This is a genomic window from Lachnoclostridium sp. Marseille-P6806 (genome assembly GCF_900625025.1).
Taxonomy (GTDB): domain Bacteria; phylum Bacillota; class Clostridia; order Lachnospirales; family Lachnospiraceae; genus CAG-791.
The window spans coordinates 60,743-80,979 of record NZ_LR130583.1; the positions used below are offsets into that span (position 1 = coordinate 60,743).

The 20,237-nt window shown below is 57.0% G+C and carries 17 protein-coding genes and 1 pseudogene; 12 read left to right on the forward strand and 6 right to left on the reverse strand.

Annotation, left to right across the window (positions count from 1 at the left end):
• The first annotated feature begins 7 nt into the window (after nt 1-7).
• From E0E20_RS10885 to E0E20_RS10895, 3 genes are read left to right on the forward strand one after another with little or no spacing between them, the layout of a single operon-like run.
• On the forward strand, nt 8-1,372 hold the full coding sequence (locus E0E20_RS10885; RefSeq protein WP_130838226.1) for an extracellular solute-binding protein: 1,365 nt from the start codon (nt 8-10) through the stop codon (nt 1,370-1,372).
• A 39-nt stretch (nt 1,373-1,411) separates the two neighbouring features.
• On the forward strand, nt 1,412-2,290 hold the full coding sequence (locus tag E0E20_RS10890) for a carbohydrate ABC transporter permease (protein WP_130838227.1): 879 nt from the start codon (nt 1,412-1,414) through the stop codon (nt 2,288-2,290).
• A gap of 5 nt (nt 2,291-2,295) precedes the next feature.
• The gene (locus E0E20_RS10895; RefSeq protein ID WP_242622768.1) at nt 2,296-3,153 is read left to right on the forward strand and encodes a carbohydrate ABC transporter permease; all 858 of its coding nucleotides are present in this window, start codon (nt 2,296-2,298) and stop codon (nt 3,151-3,153) included.
• A gap of 42 nt (nt 3,154-3,195) precedes the next feature.
• Here the strand turns inward: E0E20_RS10895 and E0E20_RS10900 are convergent, their stop codons facing one another.
• Together E0E20_RS10900 and E0E20_RS10905 are read right to left on the reverse strand one after the other, a co-directional pair.
• Entirely contained in the window at nt 3,196-4,287 is a 1,092-nt protein-coding gene (locus tag E0E20_RS10900; RefSeq protein ID WP_130838228.1) for a PTS transporter subunit IIC, read from the reverse strand.
• A 64-nt stretch (nt 4,288-4,351) separates the two neighbouring features.
• A complete protein-coding gene (locus E0E20_RS10905) occupies nt 4,352-5,266 on the reverse strand; it encodes an AraC family transcriptional regulator (protein WP_165444075.1) in 915 nt (304 codons plus the stop codon).
• 252 nt (nt 5,267-5,518) lie between these two features.
• On the opposite strand from E0E20_RS10905, the gene E0E20_RS10910 reads away from it, so the two are divergent.
• The 4 genes from E0E20_RS10910 (at nt 5,519) to E0E20_RS10925 (ending at nt 10,645) form a co-directional block, all read left to right on the forward strand.
• The gene (locus tag E0E20_RS10910) at nt 5,519-6,574 is read left to right on the forward strand and encodes a zinc-dependent alcohol dehydrogenase family protein (protein WP_130838230.1); all 1,056 of its coding nucleotides are present in this window, start codon (nt 5,519-5,521) and stop codon (nt 6,572-6,574) included.
• Between the two features lie 174 nt (nt 6,575-6,748).
• On the forward strand, nt 6,749-7,756 hold the full coding sequence (locus E0E20_RS10915; RefSeq protein WP_130838279.1) for an aldo/keto reductase: 1,008 nt from the start codon (nt 6,749-6,751) through the stop codon (nt 7,754-7,756).
• A 291-nt stretch (nt 7,757-8,047) separates the two neighbouring features.
• Nucleotides 8,048-9,385 carry a sodium-dependent transporter gene (locus E0E20_RS10920; RefSeq protein WP_130838231.1) on the forward strand — a complete coding sequence of 446 codons (1,338 nt, stop codon included), beginning with the start codon at nt 8,048-8,050 and terminating at the stop codon, nt 9,383-9,385.
• Between the two features lie 36 nt (nt 9,386-9,421).
• Entirely contained in the window at nt 9,422-10,645 is a 1,224-nt protein-coding gene (locus tag E0E20_RS10925; RefSeq protein ID WP_165444076.1) for an AIR synthase related protein, read from the forward strand.
• A gap of 387 nt (nt 10,646-11,032) precedes the next feature.
• Here E0E20_RS10925 and E0E20_RS14625 read toward each other — a convergent pair.
• Nucleotides 11,033-11,464, reverse strand: a pseudogene (locus E0E20_RS14625) (IS1634 family transposase); the annotation flags it as partial.
• Nucleotides 11,465-11,537: 73 nt separating this feature from the next.
• On the opposite strand from E0E20_RS14625, the gene E0E20_RS14630 reads away from it, so the two are divergent.
• Nucleotides 11,538-11,690, forward strand: a complete 153-nt coding sequence (locus E0E20_RS14630; RefSeq protein ID WP_334295344.1) for a winged helix-turn-helix transcriptional regulator — start codon at nt 11,538-11,540, stop codon at nt 11,688-11,690.
• A 250-nt stretch (nt 11,691-11,940) separates the two neighbouring features.
• Here the strand turns inward: E0E20_RS14630 and E0E20_RS10945 are convergent, their stop codons facing one another.
• The gene (locus tag E0E20_RS10945) at nt 11,941-12,798 is read right to left on the reverse strand and encodes a YitT family protein (RefSeq protein WP_130838236.1); all 858 of its coding nucleotides are present in this window, start codon (nt 12,796-12,798) and stop codon (nt 11,941-11,943) included.
• 299 nt (nt 12,799-13,097) lie between these two features.
• Here E0E20_RS10945 and E0E20_RS10950 point away from each other — a divergent pair, with 299 nt between their 5' ends.
• The 3 genes from E0E20_RS10950 (at nt 13,098) to E0E20_RS10960 (ending at nt 17,758) form a co-directional block, all read left to right on the forward strand.
• Nucleotides 13,098-13,868: a DeoR/GlpR family DNA-binding transcription regulator gene (locus E0E20_RS10950; RefSeq protein WP_130838237.1), complete on the forward strand. Its 771-nt coding sequence runs from the start codon at nt 13,098-13,100 to the stop codon at nt 13,866-13,868.
• A 13-nt stretch (nt 13,869-13,881) separates the two neighbouring features.
• The gene (locus E0E20_RS10955; RefSeq protein WP_165444077.1) at nt 13,882-16,395 is read left to right on the forward strand and encodes a transglutaminase domain-containing protein; all 2,514 of its coding nucleotides are present in this window, start codon (nt 13,882-13,884) and stop codon (nt 16,393-16,395) included.
• A gap of 82 nt (nt 16,396-16,477) precedes the next feature.
• On the forward strand, nt 16,478-17,758 hold the full coding sequence (locus tag E0E20_RS10960; protein ID WP_130838239.1) for a M28 family metallopeptidase: 1,281 nt from the start codon (nt 16,478-16,480) through the stop codon (nt 17,756-17,758).
• A 359-nt stretch (nt 17,759-18,117) separates the two neighbouring features.
• Here the strand turns inward: E0E20_RS10960 and E0E20_RS14635 are convergent, their stop codons facing one another.
• Both E0E20_RS14635 and E0E20_RS14070 read right to left on the reverse strand, forming a co-directional pair.
• Nucleotides 18,118-18,339 carry an IS3 family transposase gene (locus tag E0E20_RS14635; protein ID WP_242622765.1) on the reverse strand — a complete coding sequence of 74 codons (222 nt, stop codon included), beginning with the start codon at nt 18,337-18,339 and terminating at the stop codon, nt 18,118-18,120.
• The gene (locus E0E20_RS14070; protein ID WP_207302865.1) at nt 18,291-18,485 is read right to left on the reverse strand and encodes an IS3 family transposase; all 195 of its coding nucleotides are present in this window, start codon (nt 18,483-18,485) and stop codon (nt 18,291-18,293) included. Before E0E20_RS14070 ends, E0E20_RS14635 begins: the two co-directional genes overlap by 49 nt.
• A 383-nt stretch (nt 18,486-18,868) precedes the next feature.
• Here E0E20_RS14070 and E0E20_RS10970 point away from each other — a divergent pair, with 383 nt between their 5' ends.
• Complete coding sequence (locus E0E20_RS10970; protein WP_130838240.1) at nt 18,869-20,221, forward strand: ABC transporter substrate-binding protein; 1,353 nt, start codon at nt 18,869-18,871, stop codon at nt 20,219-20,221.
• Nucleotides 20,222-20,237: the final 16 nt, after the last annotated feature.

Below are 20,237 nucleotides of genomic sequence, written 5' to 3' on the forward strand. Positions count from 1 at the left end.
AAACCAAATGAGGAGAGAAAAGATCAAAAAAATACCGGCGCTGCTGCTTGCGTCTGCGATAGGCTTGGCGGCGACAGCAGGCTGCGGGAGCAGCGCACCGGCAGGTTCTGAAACCGCTGCACGCAGCGAAGAATCAGCGAAAGAATCGGAAAAGAAAACGGAGACCGGAACCGGGACGCCGGAAGAGGCGGCAGAGGAGCCGGCCGGAACGGTCACCATCAGCTTCTGGCATCATTATAGCGCACAGTCTGAGGAAAATAAAACGCTGACGGAGATTCTGATTCCGGAATTTGAAAAGGAAAATCCCGGCATCCAAGTCAATGCGGTTTCACATGAATGGGCCGATCTGCACGATAAGCTCCTGATCAGCGCCCGCTCGGACACGCTGCCGGATGTGGCGAGACTCGACAGCGCGTGGGTTCCGGAATTTCAGAAAATGGGGATTCTGGTTCCGTTGAATCAGGAAATCGACGGCTTTGAGGAGGCGGCGGATGCGCTGCTTGAGAGCGCGATGTCGACGGCCGCGATCGGGGGAGACCAGTACGGGCTTGCGCTGAACACGAATACGAAAATTCTGTATTACAACAAGGAAGCGTTTGAAAAAGCGGGACTTGCCGTTCCGGAGACGATGGAGGATTTTGCTGCGGCCTGCCGCGCGCTTGCCGGAGCCAATGAAAACGGGCAGCAGGTCTGGGGCTATGATGAGCCGGCTCTGTCGGGCTGGAACCTGTGTCCCTTTATCTGGAGCATGGGAGGCGCGCTGACGGACGAGACGCAGACAAAAGCGACGGGCTATATCAACAGCCCCGAGACCGTCGCGGCGATCGAAATGCTTGCGGAGCTGTATCAGGAAAATGCGATCACCGGCTGGAACAGCGGCGATATCCCGATGACGGACGGCTTCGGAACCGGACGCTACATGATGCTGCTGGAGGGGCCGTGGAAGGTGGCGGAGCTCGCCGGGGCGTACCCGGATTTCGCGTATGGGACGGCCGCGGTGCCCGCAGGAAAGGACGGCTCGGTTTCGGTGCTTGGCGGCGAGGACATCGCGATGTTCCGCACGGCAAACCGGGATGCGGCGTGGAAATTCATGACCTTTATGACGGGAGCCTATGCGCAGGAGGAGATGGCGAAATGCGGACAGATCCCCTGCAATAAGGAAGCGCTCCGGAGCGATACGGTGAAGAATGCGGATTTTGCGCCTTATATCGAGCAGCTGAAAACAGCAAAGTCGCGCCCCACGGTGGCGGCGTGGTCGGAGATTGACACCGAGCTTGCGACAGCGGTCACGGCGGTGGTGAACGGTGAGAAGACGGCGCAGGAGGCGATGGACGAGCTGGCGCCGAAGGTGGATCAGCTGCTTTCGGAATAAGATCGTCCGATCCGAAAGAGGCCGGGCGCGGAGGTGACAATGAAACTGAAAGGAAAAAGCAGGGCGGAAATCGCGATGCTCCTCCTGCCGGGGCTTCTGATCTTCGGGACGTTCACGATTTATCCGATTGTGAGGCTGTTCTGGATGAGCTTCTGCGGATGGGATTTCGGTTCTTTCCTGAAGCAGGAGTTCATCGGCCTGTCCAATTACAGGGAGGTCGTGACGGACGGGTATTTCCGGACGGCGTTTGCAAATACGCTGGCGTACACGGCCGTCACGGTGCCGGCCCAGATGCTGCTGGGACTTTTTGTGGCGATGCTGATTCATTCTCTGCCGAGGGGGCAGATCGGCTTCCGGGTGGCTTATTATCTTCCCGTGATCACCTCGTGGGTGATCTGCTCGCTGGTGTTCCGCTATGTTTTTAATACCGAGGGACTTCTCAACTATTTTCTCACGCAGGTCGTTCATGCGGCGCCGCAGAACATCCGCTGGCTCGATTCGCGCTGGGGCGGCATGTCTGTGGCGATGCTTCTGGGAATATGGAAAGGGATAGGCTGGAATATGGTCGTGTTTCTGGCGGCCCTGCAGACGGTCCCCCGGGAGCTGTACGAGTCCGCCTCTCTGGACGGCGCGGGAGCGTGGAAGAAATTTGTGTATGTCACGCTTCCGGGGATACGGGGAACGCTGCTGTTTGCCCTTGTCATGCTCACGATCGGCGGCTTCAATGTCTACACCTCGACGAAGCTCATCACGGACGGAAAGCCGGGGCACGAGACGGAGGTCGTGCTGACGTGGATGTATTACAAGGCGTTCAGCACCGGAAAATTCGGCTATGCTGCGGCGCTGTCCTTTATCATTGCGCTGGTGCTCGCCGTGCTGGCGGTTCTGCAGTTTCGGCTTATGAGGGAAAAAACTTGAAAAGGATGAGACAGGCTGCGAATATCGGCAGCCGGAAGTGGATGATGCTGCTTGCGGGGGCAATTCTGGCGGCGGGCGTCGCAGTGGTTGTTCTGCCCATGGTTTATATGATCAGCACGGCGCTGAAGCCGAACGGGGCGCTGTATGAATATCCGCCGCGCTTTTTCCCCTCGCGGCAGGAAATCACGCTGGAAAATTTCCGGTATATTCTGGGGCAGAAAAAGTTCATCACAAATTTCTTCAACAGCGCCGTCGTGTCGGTGACGACGGTGCTCGGCTCGGCGGCCGTGGCCTCTGCGCTTGCGTTCTGCATCGCGAGGTTCCGATTTCCGGGGAGAACGTTTCTCTTTTCCTTTATCATTCTGACCATGATCATTCCGGGAACCACCATGATCGTCCCGCAGTATGAGCTGGCGGTAAGGCTCCGCGCCGTGAACCGGCTGTGGGGACTGATTCCGTTTTACATCGCGTGGGTGATCCCCTACTCAACCTTTATGATCAAGGGCTTTGTGGAGAGCGTGCCGAAAGAGCTGGATGAGGCGACGTATATCGACGGAGGGGGCGTCCTCACGGTTTACCGGCATGTGATCCTGCCGCTTTCCAAGCCCGGGATCGCTTCGGTGTCCATTTTTAACTTCCTGACGGCATGGGAGGAGTTTCCATGGGCGAATACCGTGATCAATGACGATGCGAAGCGGACGCTTCCCATTGCGATATCCGGTTTTTTCGGCCAGCATCAGTTTACGCAGTGGGGTTATGTCTTTGCGCTGTCCGTGCTCAGTCTGATTCCGATTCTGGCGGTCTTTCTCTCCTGTCAGCGCTTCTTTGTCGAGGGGCTGACGGCGGGGAGCGTCAAGGGGTGAGAAGCGTGAAAAGGCTGAGGAGCGTCAGGGGATGAGGCGCGCTCATTTCAGCTTCATATCCCCCTCCCTGACCCAGCCGATCCGGAGAAGAACAAGATGGAACAGCGGGCAGAGGACGGCAGGCAGGACAAAGCATACGGCGGCAAGGCCGATCCAGTCCCACGCGGTGACGGAGGTCCGGAGGCCGGCGGCGACGTCGTTCACCCAGCCGGTGTAGACGCCGATCTGGCCGACAAGGCCGCAGGTGCCCATGCCGGAGGCCACCGGTGTTCCGTTCATTTCCAGATGGAAAAGGCAGGTGGCGAGAGGGCCGGTGATGGCGGAGCAGAGAATCGGCGGAATCCAGATGCGGGGATTGCGGACAATGTTGCCCATCTGGAGCATCGAGGTGCCAAGTCCCTGTGAGACCAGCCCTCCCCAGCGGTTTTCGCGGAAGCTCATGACGGCGAAGCCGACCATCTGGGCGCTGCAGCCGGCGACCGCCGCGCCGCCCGCAAGACCGGTAAGGCCCAGCGCCGCGCAGATCGCGGCGGAGGAAATGGGGAGCGTCAGAGCGATGCCCACAATGACCGAGACAAGAATCCCCATGAGGAAAGGCTGCTGACCGGTCGCCCACATGACGAGAGCTCCGACTTTCATCGCGGCATTCCCCAGCGCGGGGGCCCACCACGCGGAGAGCGCAATGCCGGAGCCGATGGTGACGAGCGGCGTGACGAGAATATCGATTTTTGTCTCCCCCGAGACCGCCTTGCCGAGCTCCGCCGCCACGATGGCGACGAAGAGAACGGCGAGCGGCCCGCCCGCTCCGCCGAGGGCGTTGGAGGCAAAGCCGACCGTGATCAGAGAGAACAGCACAAGGGGCGGACAGTGGAGAGCGCAGCCGATGGCGGCCGCCATGGCGGGGCCGCTCATGGCAGCGGCGAGACCGCCGACGGTATATTCGCTTCCGGCAACGACGGCGACCGGAGCGGTAAGGAACGAAATGCGGAACTGCGATCCGACCGTGTTGATGATGGTTCCGATGAGCAGAGAACAGAAAAGCCCCTGCGCCATGGCGCCCAGCGCGTCGATGAGATAGCGCTTTGCCGAGATCTCGATGTCTTTTCTTTTCAGAAATGCCCTGAGCTTTTCCATCCGGAGCCTCCTTTGCCGGGTGCGGAACAGACCCACAGTGCCGACCTATGTGTCATGACAGGTGTCAAGCGAGATTATACGCGGCGGCATCGGCGCTGTCAATCGCTTCGGTGCGGGACCGGGCTTCCTCCCGGAAGCGGCGGGGGCTTACACCGGCAAACCGGCGGAATGCGTTGGAAAAGTGCTCGGCGGAGGAATAGCCGAGCTGATCGGCGATGGAGGAAATGGAGCAGGAAGAGGACTGGAGAAGAGCGGAGGCCGCATTCATGCGGGCTTCCGTTTTTCGTTGCTGAAAGGTCTGCCCGTACTGGAGGCGGATCAGACGCTCGGTCTGTCTCGGGGACAGTGCAAGGCGGCGGGCGAGCGCATCGAGTGTGAGAGTCTGATATTCATAGAGAAAGCTCTCATCGAGGATGATGGATTTCTGATCGGAGAGCGGCGTTCTGGGGAGCGCGGCGGTCTCCTCCGGCCCGGCCTCCTGACAGCGGCAGCTGCGCGCCATGGCGATGACAAGGAGCTGCAGACAGGAGCGGCAGGCCTCCGTGTAGCCGGGGCGCTTTTCCTCAAGCTCGCGAAAGAGCCGCTCCATGATGGGGCGGACGCCCTGCGTATCGCGGCCGATCCAGAGCCTTGCGGCGCGGAAGCTCCGCGCGACGGAATCCTCGCCTCCCCGGCGGCGGTCGGAGGACACATGAAAAAATACGCAGTATTCCTCCATCGGTTCGGCGGCGTCGGTCTGCTGCTCGTGCTCGATGTGAGGCCCCGTCACGAACAGGGTGCCTGCCTGCGCGGGGTAGCTGTGTCCCTCGAGGACGACCGTTCCCTTTCCGGCGGGGATCAGATGGATTTCATAGCAGTTTTCGCTGTGGCGGTGGCGCGGAATATTTTTCTGAAACTGCTCAAAGACGATATTGAGGGGACGGAACGTGCATCCGCCGAGTGTAAAATTCAAATCGAGGCTGTCATATCTTTTTTTCATGGCAAATACCCTTTGGACAAAAACCTGCGCTGACACGACATATTTTATCATAAGTGGACAGATGGCAGACTGTGAATCTGCGGTGTGCTCGGCTATGATAGAGACAGAGAAAGCCGGAGACCGGCGCGGGAGGCATGTATCAGTCCGGCCGCCGGCAGAGGGGGACTGCGGCTGCGATGTCGTGTGCGCGGGGCAGTCGGGCAGAAACAGAGAGAAACAGGAAGAAACATTCAGAAACGGAGGGGACAGGCTATGGCAGTAAAAATGATCGGCGCGATTCTTCCCGGCAACAGCACTGTGGAGCTGAAGGAATTTGAGGTTCCGACGCCCGGCTTCGGGCAGGTGGTGATCAAGACGAAAGCGTCTACGATCTGCGGATCGGATATCCGCTGCATTTACCGGGAGCATCTCGGCAAAGGGCCGGAGGGCTATATTCCCGGCATGGTGGCGGGGCATGAGCCCTGCGGGCAGATCGTGGAGGAGGGCCCGGGCCTGAAGCGCTTCAAAAAGGGCGACCGCGTGATCGTCTATCATATTTCGGGCTGCGGGGTGTGCTATGACTGTCGTAAGGGAAATTATATTTCCTGCAAGAGCCCGCTTCGCGCGGCCTACGGCTGGCAGAGAAACGGCGGCATGGCGCCCTATATCCTCTGCGATGAGAAAGACCTGATTCCGCTGCCGGACGAGCTTTCCTACAAGGACGGCGCGCAGGTGGCCTGCGGCTTCGGGACGGCTTATGAGGCGCTGGAAAAAATCGGCATCGGCGGCGACGACGCGGTGCTTGTCGTCGGCCTCGGCCCGGTCGGCCTCGCAACGCTGATGCTTGCGAAAGCGATGGGCGCGGAGAAGCTGATCGGCGTTGAGATGAACGAATACCGCATCGGTCTGGCAAAGGAGCTGGGACTTGTGGACTATGTCTTCCAGCCGAGTGACCACGTGGTTGAGGATATTCTCGCCGTGACCGGCGGCCATGGCTGCGAGAAGACCATCGACTGCTCGGCGGCGGATGCGGGCAGACAGACGGCAGTCCGCGCGGCGCGCGATTACGGAAAGATCGCCTTTGTGGGCGAGGGACATTCCGTCACGCTCAATCCGAGCCCGGATCTCATGCATCCGACGAAGACCATTTACGGCTCGTGGGTCACCTCTCTCTGGAGGATGGAGGATCTCGTCGAGCATCTTGTCCGCTGGGGCATTCACCCCGATCAGCTGATCACGGATGAGTTCCCGGTGGAAAAGGCGGCGGAGGCGTATGCGCTGATGGCGAGCGGAAACTGCGGCAAGGTCGCGATTGTCTATCCGGACTGAAATGAACAGAGAGAGCTTCCGCCGCGGGTGCGGGAGCGTGTGCGGCCTTGCAAAGGCACTCCGGGTGGATGTGGTACTGCCGCCGGGAGTGCGGGAGTGTGTGACGCCCCGCGGCCTGCCTGCGGAGGAGACGTGTCACGGGCAGGGCGCTTTGGAAAGGAAAAGGGAGGAGCGATGGGAGAATATGTGGATTACAGCGCGAGCGTTCCCGTGAGGAGGCTTGCGGACGGTACGCCGATCCCGGCGATCGGGATCGGCACATTCGGCTCCGATAAATACAGCCCGGAGCAGATTGCGGAGGCGGTCTATGGCGCGGTAAAAAGCGGCTACCGCCTGATCGACTGCGCGTCGGTCTATCAGGACGAGGACAGGATCGGCGAGGTGCTGCACCGGCTGATGGAGGAGGGCGTCGTCCGCCGCGAGGAGCTTTTTGTCACCTCCAAGGTCTGGAACGATCAGCACCGCGAGGTGGAGAAAGCATGCCGGAAGAGCCTTGCGGATCTGCGGCTCGATGCGATCGATCTGTATTTTGTGCACTGGCCGTTTCCGAATTATCATGCGCCGCACTGCGACGGCGATTCGAGAAATCCGGATTCCAGACCGTTTTCCGTGGAGGAGTTTATGGATACATGGCGCCAGTGTGAGGCGCTCGTGGACGCGGGACTGGCAAAGCACATCGCCATGTCCAATATGACGATTCCGAAGCTGGAGGCAGTGCTGCCGCTCTGCCGGATTCAGCCGGCGGCCATTGAAATGGAGCTTCACCCCTCCTTTCAGCAGCGCGAGCTGTTCGACTATGTGGTGAGCCGGGGGATTCAGCCGATCGGCTTCTGCCCCATCGGCTCGCCCTCGCGGCCGGAGCGCGACCGCACGGCGGAGGATGTCGCGGATGTCGAGCTCCCGTCGATACGCCGGGCGGCACAGGCGCATCAGGACCATCCGGCGGTGACCTGCCTCAAGTGGGCGGTTCAGAACGGCCAGATTCCGATTCCTTTCTCGGTGAAGCAGCCGCAGTATGTCGCGAATCTCAAGGCGAGCTTTGAGGACCCGCTGACGGAGGAGGAAATGGCGGAGATCGCCGCGGACGACAGAGGCTGCCGGCTGGTCAAGGGACAGGTTTTCCTGTGGCCCGGCGCGACGGACTGGGAAGCGCTCTGGGATCCGGACGGCGTGATTGTGTAGGATGCGGTCATATGCCGCCCTCGAAGCCGTGCTGAGGCCGCGTTCACGGCGGCCGGAATAACGCGGGGGCCGCCGGCGCAGGGGCTGCCGGAATGCAGTTGCAAATGCCGTGCCGGGATGCTATTCTTTTGTCGTTGACGGCATCGGTTGGAAACAGCGGCAGAGCGGACGGACGCGGTGAACTGCAAGGCGGGCACAGCGGCCGGTGAATGAAGGATATGCAGCGCCAGACAAGATGTTCAGAATCCTGTCTGGCGTTTTTTTATGCCTCATGAAAGGGTGGAATCATCTATGGAAAACAGGGAGCGTCTTGGAAGTCGGATCGGATTCATCATGCTTTCGGCCGGCTGTGCGGTCGGCTGCGGAAATGTCTGGAAGTTTCCGTGGATGTGCGGGCAGAGCGGGGGCGGCGGCTTTGTACTGGTCTATATTCTGTGTCTCCTGCTTCTGGGACTGCCGGTGATGGTGATGGAATTTTCCATCGGACGCGCGTCGCAGGTCAGTCCGGTTCATATGTATCAGAAGCTCCAGAAGCCCGGCCAGCGCTGGGGGGTGTTCGGCATCGTCTGTCTGCTCGGCAATATCGCGCTGATGGCGTTTTATACGGTCGTTACGGGCTGGATTATTTACTATTTTGTAAAGTTTCTCATCGGTCGGAATGAGAGCTTCGGCTTTGAGATGATGATCCGGGATCCGGAGATCAACGTGCTGTATCTTCTGATCACGGTCGCGCTGTCCTTTTATATTCTCAGCTTTAATCTTCAGAAAGGGCTTGAGCGCATCACAAAATATATGATGTCGGCGCTGCTGATTCTGATGGTGGTGCTCGCGATCCACAGCGTGACGCTGTCCGGGGCGGCGGAGGGGCTCTCCTTTTATCTGATCCCGGATTTTTCCAAGATCAACGGCTCCGTCGTGGTGGCGGCGATGAATCAGGCGTTTTTCACTCTGTCCGTCGGCATGGGCAGCATGGCGATTTTCGGAAGCTATGCGGGCAAGGAGCGGGCGCTGATGGGCGAGGCGGCCAACATCATTGTCATGGATACCTTTGTGGCGGTGATCGCGGGCGTCATCATGTTTCCGGCGTGCTTTACCTACGGGCTTGAGGTCAACGCGGGGCCGAGCCTCCTGTTCGACACGATGGCGAGCGTGTTCAATCATATGAGCGGCGGGCGCTGGTGGGGCGCGCTGTTCTTCCTGTTCATGGTATTTGCGGCGGTTTCGACCGTGCTGGGAGTCTGTGAGAATATTCTGGCGATGGTCCGCGAGCTCACGGGCTGGAGCCGTCCGAAAGGCTCCCTGATCTGCGGAGCCGGTATTTTTGTCCTCGCGCTGACGACGGCGCTGGGCTACAGCGTGCTGCACTTCCAGCCCTTTGCGGAGGGAACGGCGTGGCTCGATCTGTGGGATTTCATCGTGTCCAACAATGTTCTCCCTCTGGGATCGCTTGTGATGTCGCTGTTCTGCTGCAACTCGTTCGGCTGGGGCTGGGACCGCTTCGTGGCGGAGGCCAATACCGGGCGGGGCATGAAGGTGCAGGCGTGGATGAAGCCGGTATTCCGCTTCGTCGTTCCCGTGGCGATTCTGTTCATTTATATCTACGGCATTGCGACATTCCGCTGGCGGTAATTCTCCGCGATGCGGCCGGGCGCCGGAGGTGACGGGATGGAAGAGAACATGGGAGAAGAACGCGGACAAAAAGAGACGGGGAGTCCTGCTGCGGGGCACCTTCTGAAAACGGGAAAGCTCCGTGAGGCGGTCTTGCAGCGCTCGATCGACAAACGCCTTGCGGGCGTGCGGAGGACGGCGGCAGCCCGGGAACCCGGGGAACCGCTGGTGATGCAGGACGCCGTGATTCTGAGTCCTTTTTCGGAAGAGGAAGCGACGCCCGTATCCGCCGGTATATTGATCCGTCTTGCGTTCTGCCGGATGCAGAACCGCTTCGCTGCCCGCGGCGCGCTTATGAAGACGGTCGCGCTGTCGGTGCTTTTGCCGGAAAATACGCTGGAGGAAACGCTCCGCGGGATGATGGATGAGCTCGCGGCTCTGTGCCGGGAATACGACGTCGTGGTCGCGGACGGTCACACCGAGGTCAGCGCCGCGGTGCGGCGGCCCGTGGTCAGTCTCACGGGGATCGGATTTATGAGAGGCGCTCACCGGGGCGAAGAACGGCTGTCCGGCGGCCGGGACGGAGAGCCCAAAGACCTGCGGGGTACGCTGCCGGTAATTTTTATGACCGGATACGCCGGCAGTGCGGGGGGCGGGCTGCTCGCATCGCTCTCCGGATCGAACGCTTTCCCCGAAAAAAGCTGCCGGCAAAGAAATCGGCGCTTTTCCGAAGCGTTTCTGGCATCGGCGAGGGCTGACCTTGAGACAAAGCAGCTCCTTTCGCTGCGTGAGGCGGAGATTCTGTTTGGACTTGGGCCTGCAGAGCCGTATGCGGCGCGCTCTTCCGGCAGCCGGGACTGCCTGCGCAGAGAAGAACAGCCGTCCGGGACGTTTCCGCTTTATCTGCGGGCGATGGGCTACGGGGGCGTCTGCACGGCGCTCTGGAAGCTGGCGGGGGAGCTGCACTGCGGGCTTACGGCGGACAGAAAGAAAATCCCGATCCGTCAGGAGACGGTGGAGCTTGCTGATTTTTATCGGATCGATCCCTATCGGATGGACTCGACAGGGTGCCTCCTCGGGGCGGCGCCGCGCGACCGGGCGGAGAGAGCCGTTCGCTGTCTTGAGGAAAACGGATTTTCTGCGCGGGTGATCGGGACGCTCACGGATTCCGAAGACCGCCTCCTTGTGAATGACGGAGAAATACAATATCTGAATATGCCGCAGGGGGATGCGCTGGGGGAGCTGGCTCCTGCTGTTTATCTGAATCCTGAGCATGAATAGTAACATGAGCTGCTTAATGACAGAGGATTTTGATTGTGATAAAAATTCTTTTCGTCTGCCATGGCAACATCTGAACTTGCCTAGAGAAACGGCGGAAATAAGCCGTTCCGTAAGGGATGTATCTGATTTACACCTTTTGAAGGTGAACTACTCGATGAATGATGAGAGCACTTTGCGTGATGCAGGGTTCTTTTTTGGGGTTTGATGGAGGAAAACTTTGGATTGACCATCAAAAACTATGGATTGGACAGTAAAAATTTTGGATTAAAGAGAAGCGAATAGAGTATAATCCCATTTTTGACAGTCGAATGAACTAAAAGCAGCCGTAACCCCAGTGCTTATGCAGGATTACGGCGGCTTCCGTTTTTCGTGAAATGCGTATACTCTTCAGAGGTCCCTTGATCTGCGGATGATCCCAGCCATGGATTTCGGCGTTATCAACTCATAATCCGTACGGAATCCGGCACTTTTATGCAGATCATCTGTCAGCTGTGTGCGTGTGTAATTCGGGAGATATCCGTAATCATCCAGTTTCCGCATATCCATATCCCTCAGGGTGTGAATGATGTCTTCACAGATGTACTTTTCTTTCAGCTGCTTTTCCAGGATCCTGTAGATCATAAGTGAAATAAAACAAGTGAGGAAATGTGCTTTGATCCGGTCGTCTCTGTGAAGATAAACAGGCCTTGCCTCGAATTCTGATTTCATGATCCGGAAAGATTCTTCGATTTCCCATCTGTCATGATTGATTTTGGCGATCTGTGTCGGATCCTCATCGAGATTTGTGCAGACAGCATAAAAGCCATCATACCTGGCCTCGTGAGGTGGAATCTGAAGGAAGCCGGATGTGGGGCGTAACAAGCCAAAGCCCCATAACTACACGGAATCATGCATGATAAATGTGGCAGATAGATGGAGAGAAAGAAACGTGTGGTACCCGGGGAGATCTGCTCGGTATTCTTTGACTGATTTAGGCAAGAGCCTGAAGCCTATTCTTGACGTCCTGTGGAATTGGGGCGAGGAATACAAGGCTTCCTTGAAATGAACGCAGGCTGTCTCTGTCTATCCGTATGTAAGAGTCGAAAATTAGAGGCTGAAAAAGCCTGATTTCAAGCCGTTTTTTAAGCATAAACGTTGATGGGTAAGGTGTTTGCACCTTACCCATCGATTTTGCGTTTGAAAGCGTTACACGCCCGTCACCTTTATCTTGAATTTCTTAATAGGTGCATTTACTACTTTGATTAGAACATCATCTACTGCGTCCGTATACCTGCCTTCTGCCGGCAGACAGCGCGTCAGTCCTTGGGCTTCAGATAGAAATGCCCCCGCACCTCGGTTGTACGGATTGAGTTGATGAACGCATCCGGGTCCGTCTTGCGGAGAACGGGGATGATCCGGCCGGCGTCCTCGGCGGAGATGACGGAGTAGACCATATCCCGCTCGGCGTGCCCGTAGGAGCCCTCGCCGCGCAGTATCGTTGCTCCGTGCCGGCACACCTGGGAGATTTCGCGGCAGACCTCCTCGGGATGATTTGTGACAATGAACAGTGTCTGCTGCTGATATGTGCGGTACAGAAGATGCAGAACCTGCGTGGAGACATACTGATATACGATGGAGTACAGCGCCCTGTCCCAGCCGAAGAGAAAGCCGGCGATGCCGATAATCACAACATTAAGAGCCAGAATAAAATTAAAGGAATCCACGCCCTTGCGCTGGGAGAGGAAGATGGAAATGAAGTCCAGCCCGCCGCTGGTGGCATCCACGGAGAGGCACAGCGCAATCGCTGCGCCGTTGATGATGCCCCCGAATACGGCGATGAGGAGGGTATCGTAGGTGATCGCGTGTGCGGGGATGAGATCGACGAGAAAACCGTTCACCACGATAAAAACCAGAGAGAACAGCGTGAATTTTCTGCCGATATAGCGGAAGCCGATGTAGATCGGGATGGCATTTAATATGAAATTGATAAGGAAATAGGGGACGGCGATACCGCGCAGAGAGAGTACGCGCTGAATGAGAAGCGTCAGTCCGGTCACACCGCCGGGGAACAGATCTCCGGTCCGGACAAAGGTTTTGATATTCACGGCGATCACAAGGGCGGCAAACAGAACGGCAAGAAGCCGTTTGCCATCTTTTACAGGCTCTAATTTCATGATTCCTCCCTGACAAAGCGCTTGGCGCAGGCTGCAAAGCCCGCGGGAACGATTCCGTATCGACGGCCCGGGGCTGTCCGGGTTTCGGAATCCGTATCCGCCGGACGGCACGCAGCCTCATGCCCTTTATTTTAACAGAGGCACTGCAAATGTGAAAGAAAACACGATAAAACAATACAAAACAATCCAAAACAATAGGAGCTGCAATTGACAATAATAATCCGGCATCCTACACTTTATTCAGATGAGATGGGCGGGCGGCAGGGTTATGCAGACATGTAATGATATGAGGTAAAGCGATGTTTACCAATGAGAGGCAAAACAGAATTGAAGAGCAGCTCCGGCGCGACGGAAAGGTTGTCGTCAAGGAGCTTTCGGAGCAGTTCGGCGTGACGGAGGACTGCATCCGCAAGGACCTCAAGCAGCTGGAGAACGGGGGCAGGCTCAAGAGGACCTATGGCGGGGCGATCCTGTCTCAGGAATATCCGCTCGAGCGCGACGTAGTCAACCGGAAAGACTTTCATCTGGAGCAGAAGCGCAAGGTGGCGCAGAAAGCGTTTACCCTGCTTCGCGAGGGCGAGACGATTTTTCTCGACATTTCAACGACGAATATTGAGCTGGCAAAGCTCATCGCCGCCTCCGAGATGCGTCTCACCGCCGTCAGCAACATGATTGACATTCTTCAGATTCTCGCCATGAACCGCAATCTTTCGGTGATCGGGACCGGAGGGGTTATGAACCGGGGCGTGAACGGCTTTCTCGGCTCCTCCGCCATCGATGCGATCCGGCAGTACAGCTTCGAGAAAGCGTTCATGGGGTGCTGCGGCATCGACTTCACCGATGGCTCGTTCACGACGCTCGGCGTGGAGGACGGCCTGACCAAGCGGGCGGCCATCGAGTGTGCGCGCCATGAATTTGTCGTGATGGAGCGCGAAAAGTTTTATTTCAATGAAAATTACCGATATGCGCACCTCGATGACATCGGCGGGATCATCACGGACGCCCTGCCGGACGGCGAAATATGCAGCACAATCGCGGGATATGGAGTGGAGCTGTATTCCTACCAGTGAAGTGAGGCAAATCATGGAAAATTTTCTGATTCAGAGCAGGGACAGAATACAGCGGGAATTTGACAGGCTGTGCATGGAATTTCCCGTACTGGCGGCTGCCTGCAAAGACCGGATCGCCGGGGAACCCGAGGCGTTGCAGAGAGCGATGCGCTACCTCTATGCATCCATGCCGCTTTCCGACGCGGTGACATATCCTTATGAGACGTTTCGGGATTATGCGGTGTGGAGTCTGCATCTGTATGAAATGCGGGAGGATGTGCGGGCGCTGCCGGAGGAGATGTTTCTGCAGTATGTGCTGTTCTGCCGGGTGAATGAGGAAGAGCTTCTTCCCTGCCGGACAGAATTCGGGAGAGAGCTGGAGCGGACGATCGGCGCGGCCCGCGGCGTGCAGGCGGCGATCGATATCAATTACTGGTGCGCGGCGCAGGGGACGTACCGGAGTGATGACCGCAGAACGATTTCCGCGTTGTATTTCTTCCGGAGAGGCTACGGGCGCTGCGGAGAGGAATCGACGTTTGCGGTGCAGGCCATGCGGGCGTTCGGCATTCCCGCGCGGCAGGTCTATGTTCCGCGCTGGGCGCACTGCGAGGACAATCATGCGTGGATCGAGGTATTCGCGGATGGAAGATGGCATTTCACGGGAGCCTGCGAGCCGCTTGAGATCCTTGACCGGGGCTGGTTTACGGAGGCGTCGTCGCGGGCGATGTTGGTGCATTCCCGGTATTTCGGCCACGTGACGGAGCCCGTGGGGGAGGACATTGTCGGCGCGGAGGGAGTCGTGACGGTGCTGAACCAGTTGCACCGCTACGCGAAAACAGTGACGCTCCGGATCGGCGTTTTCCGGTCGGACGGAACGCCGGCTTCGGGGGCCGATGTCCGCGTTATGCTCCTCAACGAGGCGGAATATGTGGATGTGGCGAGACTGCGCTGCGATGAGAACGGGGAGGCGTTTTTTACGACCGGTCTAGGTTCATTGCGTCTTCGCGCGCTGTCGGACGGCGAGGAGGAGACGCTGCAGCTCGATGCCGGCCGGCCGGCGGCTCTTCCGGTGCGGCTGCGGCTGAAAAAAACGGAGCGTCCTCATCCTCAGACAGGGCGTTGGGAGCCCGTCGATTTTCGTGCCCCGGAGGCGGCGGAGATCAATCCGCAGAGGCCGACGGAGGAGGAAAAGCAAAGAGGACGGGAACGTCTTGCCGTGGCAGCGGCGCAGCGTGAGGCGACAAGGAGCGGCTATGAGAATCCGGGACTTTCCGCTTTTCTGCGGAGAGAGGACGGGCAGAAAAATGCCGAAGAGGCCGGGCTTTGCAGGCTGCGGGGGGAGCTGCTTTCGCAGCTCTCGGAAAAGGACAGAACGGATGCGGACGGCGCGGTGCTTTCCTCGCACTTTGCGAATGCGCTGCCGTACCGGGAGGGGATGGAGCCGGGGCTGTTTTCCCGCTATGTGATGAATCCCCGGGTGGAATATGAGATTCTCCGGAGCTATCGGGAGGAAATCATTTCGGATATTCCGGCGTCCCGTCAGGAGGAGTACAGGAAAAATCCGGAGCGGCTCTGGCGCTGGATCCGTGAGAATATCCGCTCGTTCCCGAAGAGGGAGCGGGAGAGCGTCGTGACGCCGCCCGGGGCATGCTGGATGAGCAGAACGGGAAGCAATCTCTCAAAACGCATTCTTTTTGTGGCGGCCTGCCGAACGCTCGGCATACCGGCGAGGCTCCGCCCCATGGACGGCGCGTTGGAATACTGGGACGGCGGACGTTTTGTACCGGTGGAGGAGAATCGCAGACAGACCGGACGGATCTGCTTTATCAGGCGGCCCGGCGAAACGCTCAGCTACGCGATGCAGTGGACGGCGGCGGAGCGAGTGGAGGAGGAATACCGGACGCTCCGGCTGGAGAAATTTGCCTTTGACGAAAAAAATATGCTGGAGATTCCGACGGTTCCCGGGGATTACCGCGTCATCACGGAAAACCGTCTGCCCAACGGCAATATTCTTGCGGCGGAGAGGTATTTTACGGTGATGGAGGGCGAAACGGTCCGGGCAGAGCTGGAGCTTCGCGAGGCGGCCGCCGAGGAGATGCTGGAGAGCGTTCCCCTGCCGGAGTTTTATCTGCATAGCTGCGATGGAGCCGGCGCCCTTCCCGGAAGCGGGCTCACAAAAGAAAAGGGGACGATCCTCTTCTGGCTTGATGAGGGACGGGAGCCGACCGAGCATATTCTGGGCGAGCTGTATGAGCTGCGGGCGCGCTTTGCGGGCAGAGCGGGGCGGCTTTGCTTTGTCGTCCGGGGAGAGGCGTCGCTGGAAAATCCTCTTGTGCGCCGGGTTCGGGAGGCCCTGCCGGGGAGCCGTGTGTTTTTTGACTCGTTTGAAGAAAATGTACAGGTGCTCGCCCGGAAAATGTATGTGGATCCGGGGAGCCTGCCGCTTATCATCCTAACCGGAGGCCCGCTGGACGGCGCATATGCGAGTGCCGGCTACAATGTGGGGACCGGGGAGATGCTGCTGAAGCTGCTGGCGGCGGTGGAATAAGCATAAGCAGCCTGTCAGGGGCAGGGGCGCGGGAGAGAAACGAGGACGCGCATCTGCTGTCACGGCGGAGGAGAGAAAAACCATGTCATATGAAGAGCTGTGCGGCGCGCGGGCGCTTGATTTTGTGAAGCGCTATGCGGTTTCGCGCCCTGCCGGATCGCAGGAGGAAAAGGAAACGGCGGAAGCGATCTGCCGGAGGATCACGGAATACCGGGCGGAGGCGGTCTCGCAGGCTGCCGACGTTCTGAGCTATGCGGGGGAGCCGGAGACGGAGGGATTTTCCTTTTCGCAGACGGTTGTGCTGAGCGCGGCGCTCGAAGTGCCGTCGATGAGTGAAAAAGAGGGGGAGCGTATAATCCCTGCGGCCGGGTATCCGGGCTGCCGGCAGACATCCTCCCGCGTTTCCGGTGAACTGTTTTTTGTTGGAGACGGCGATGAGATTCGCCTGTCTGCGGCCCGTGACAGAATCGTTATGACGGGCTGCCTTGTGCGGCAGGAGCTGTACGGGCGTATCGAGCGGGCGGGGGCGGCCGCGTTTGTTTCGGTCTACGGCATGCCGATTGACGGCGAAGAGGATGCGGCGCCGTGCGCTGTGCGTCTTCCGGCGCTGAAAAACTGCCGTATTCCCGGAATCGCTGTTCATTACCGTGAAGCGCTGCGTCTGCTGGAGGATGGTACAGGACCGGTTTGTGTCCGACTGGAGGAGACGGAGGAGAGGGCAGCGTCGGCCAATGTGGAGGCGCGGATCGGCGGAATGGAGGATGACGGTGAGGGAGAATTCCTTGCGCTCACCGCACATTACGACAGTGTGCCGCAGGGACCGGGGGCCTATGATAATCTGGCGGCGGTCTCGATTCTCCTTGAGCTGTATCGCTATTTTCTCCGGCACAGGCCCCGCAGATCGATCCGTTTTGTCTTTTTCGGCGCGGAGGAACCGGGGCTTCTCGGCAGCAGGCACTATGTCTGTGCGCATGAGGAGGAGCTGAGACGCTGTCTTTTCGATATGAACATCGACCTTGCGGGGCAGCGGATCGGACAGGATGTCATCGGCGTCACGGCAGAGGCGGAGGCGGCGGAGCTCCTTTATAAGAAGCTGAAAGAGAAGGGAGTCGGCGTCATCATGAAGCACGCGGTCTGGTCCAGTGACTCCAATTCTTTTGCATGGAAAGGCGTGCCTGCAATGACATTGGATCGCGACGGCTTCGGGATGCACACGCGCCACGACGCCGCGGACCTGATCTCGGCGGAGGCGCTCCGCGAGCAGAGCGTGCTGATGGCGGTGCTGGCGGATTATCTTCTGAATGAGGAAATATTTCCCCTGCCGCGCACGATCCCGGAGGAAATGCAAAAAAAGCTTTCGTAGGGCGTACTGCGGAAGCCTGCAAATTCGGTTATAATAATTATCGACCAAAACAACTACCATAAGGAGAATTAACACCCATGAGCATTATAACACCGGTCGATAAATTTTTACGTGGCGTATTGTCTGCCAGAGAATCCTTTATTGATGACCTGGATGAATTCCCTAAGTTCGAACAGGAGGTCCGGGACCTTAGTCAATGCCTGGCGGCAGAGCTGATTTCTCTTACGCTCACGGAAATGGATGAGCTCATCCGGAGCAGCGGAGTCAGGAAGTGTATTTACCAGGTCCAGCGCAGAGACAGTCGGTCACTTGGTCCTATGTCAAGCTTTCGGACAGATTAAACACAACTTTTTTCACCCTTATCCCGCCAGTCTCTGCTTGAGCTCAGACAACCGCTTCGAATATGCTGCTTCATATTCATCTGGAGACTGATATATACAATGACTATGAATTCGAAGCGTGTTATAAAACGTATTGATATATTCGAATACATAGCGATATGCCTGATCAAAATTTTCGATTTTGAATCTGTTCAGCCATTCTCTCTTGATGTTGTTGTATGCGTCCAATGACGGACCCACAGGGCGCGGATCCCCATCTCCCGCATATATTTTCCTGTAGTCCGTTCGCTAATCGGCTCCCCATTCTTATGAAGAACTGCCGCTATTTTTGGAGCGCCATAAATCTGATGTGACTGCTGATAAATTTCCTGAATTTTGCCTTTCATTTTGTCTTCCGTTTCTCTCGCTTTTTCTGTTTTCTTTGCTTTGTGACATGTATATATTATATTTCGTCTTTTCTGTTTCGTGTATTCGAAGCGGCAAAGAGTACAGGAGAGGCTACTGAGACGGTTTGGCAGCAGAACGGTGGCGGAATAGATATATGAGCCACATTCGCGTAGATTGCATACAAAGTGATGGCAAAGTAACCGAAAAAAGAGCATATAACGAGCGAAATTATATAAGACATACAATCACATATAGCAAAAAGCACAAAAAAGATTATTTATAGCTGAACTGTTGACACATATGACGGGATGGGGGTATATTCTGTGTAACAAAATTTCATATCGTAAAGTGACGAAATGAAATTACATAAAAGGAGGGTTATATGAGAAGGAAAGGTTTTAAGAAAACAATGGCGATGGGGCTTGCAGGCATGATGACTGTAGGACTTGCAGCATGTGGAGGCGGCACATCTGAGAGCGGATCCACACAGACAAGCGAGGCGGCGGCAGCCACAGAAGAAGCAGCCACAGAAGAAGCAGTTTCCACTGAGGCATCGAGTGATGTAACACTGGAGTTCCAGCAGTGGTGGGGTGTTGAGCTTCCGGAAGGTGCTCTTGATGAGATTTGCAACGAGTTCACGAATCAGACAGGAATTAAGATCGAGACTCTTAGCAATCCGTACGCAGACACAAAGACGCAGATCGCAGCAGGTGCGGCAGCAGGCACGATGGCAGACGTTGTAGGTCTTGATGGCTCTTGGGTATACGACTTTGCAAAACAGGGCGCTATTGCAAACCTGACAGAGCTGATGGGAAACGCCGGATATGATGACAGCCAGTTGTCAGACCAGATCAAGTTTGAGAGCAATACGTACATGATTCCGGTTGTTAACTTCGCTTATCCTCTGTACGTAAACATGGACATATTAAAAGAGGCAGGCGTTTCTGAAATTCCGACAACATGGAGCGAGTTCCTAGATGCAGCACAGAAGATCACCGATAACACAGATGCAGCCGCATACTTCATTCCTCTTAATACGGAAGCTCCGAACGGTATCCAGAACCAGTTATCTTCCTGGGTATGGGCATCCGGCGGAAACCTTCTTAAGGATGGACAGCCGAACCTTAGCGGAAACGACACTATTGCTGAGACAGTAGATCTGTTTAAGGAAATGTACGAGAAGGGGTATCTGTCTCCTGGTATCGAGGCATTAAAAGAGCAGGACATGGTAAATGAGTTTGAGAATGGCCGTCTGGCATTCATGGTAGATGGTATTTCCCATCTTACTACCATCAAAACTGAGAGCTCTGACATCAACTTCGAGTTCAGTACTGTTCCTGTAAAGGATGGATACACCGGCCAGAGCGGCATGGACGTTGCAAACTGGGGTATTGGGATTGCAGAAAACTGCGAGCACAAGGAAGAGGCATGGCAATTTGTAGAGTATCTTATGAGCCCTGAGGTTAATGCAAAGCTTGCACAGCTTGCAAACGCATTCCCTGGAAACAGCAAGGCAGAGCCTGATTATTCTTCGAACGATGCACTGTTCCAGAAGGCATATGATATTTTCCAGACCGGATACGCGATCAACGAGTTTACCGGCGCACCTACTTCTGAAGATCTTATGAGAAGCTTCAACGAGCAGTTCGTACTTTACATTGACGGCGATGTAGATTCTGCTTCTTCGATGCTTGACGCAGTACAGGAAGCATGGATTCCTGCATTTAGCAAGTAATGATTTGAGTTGTCTT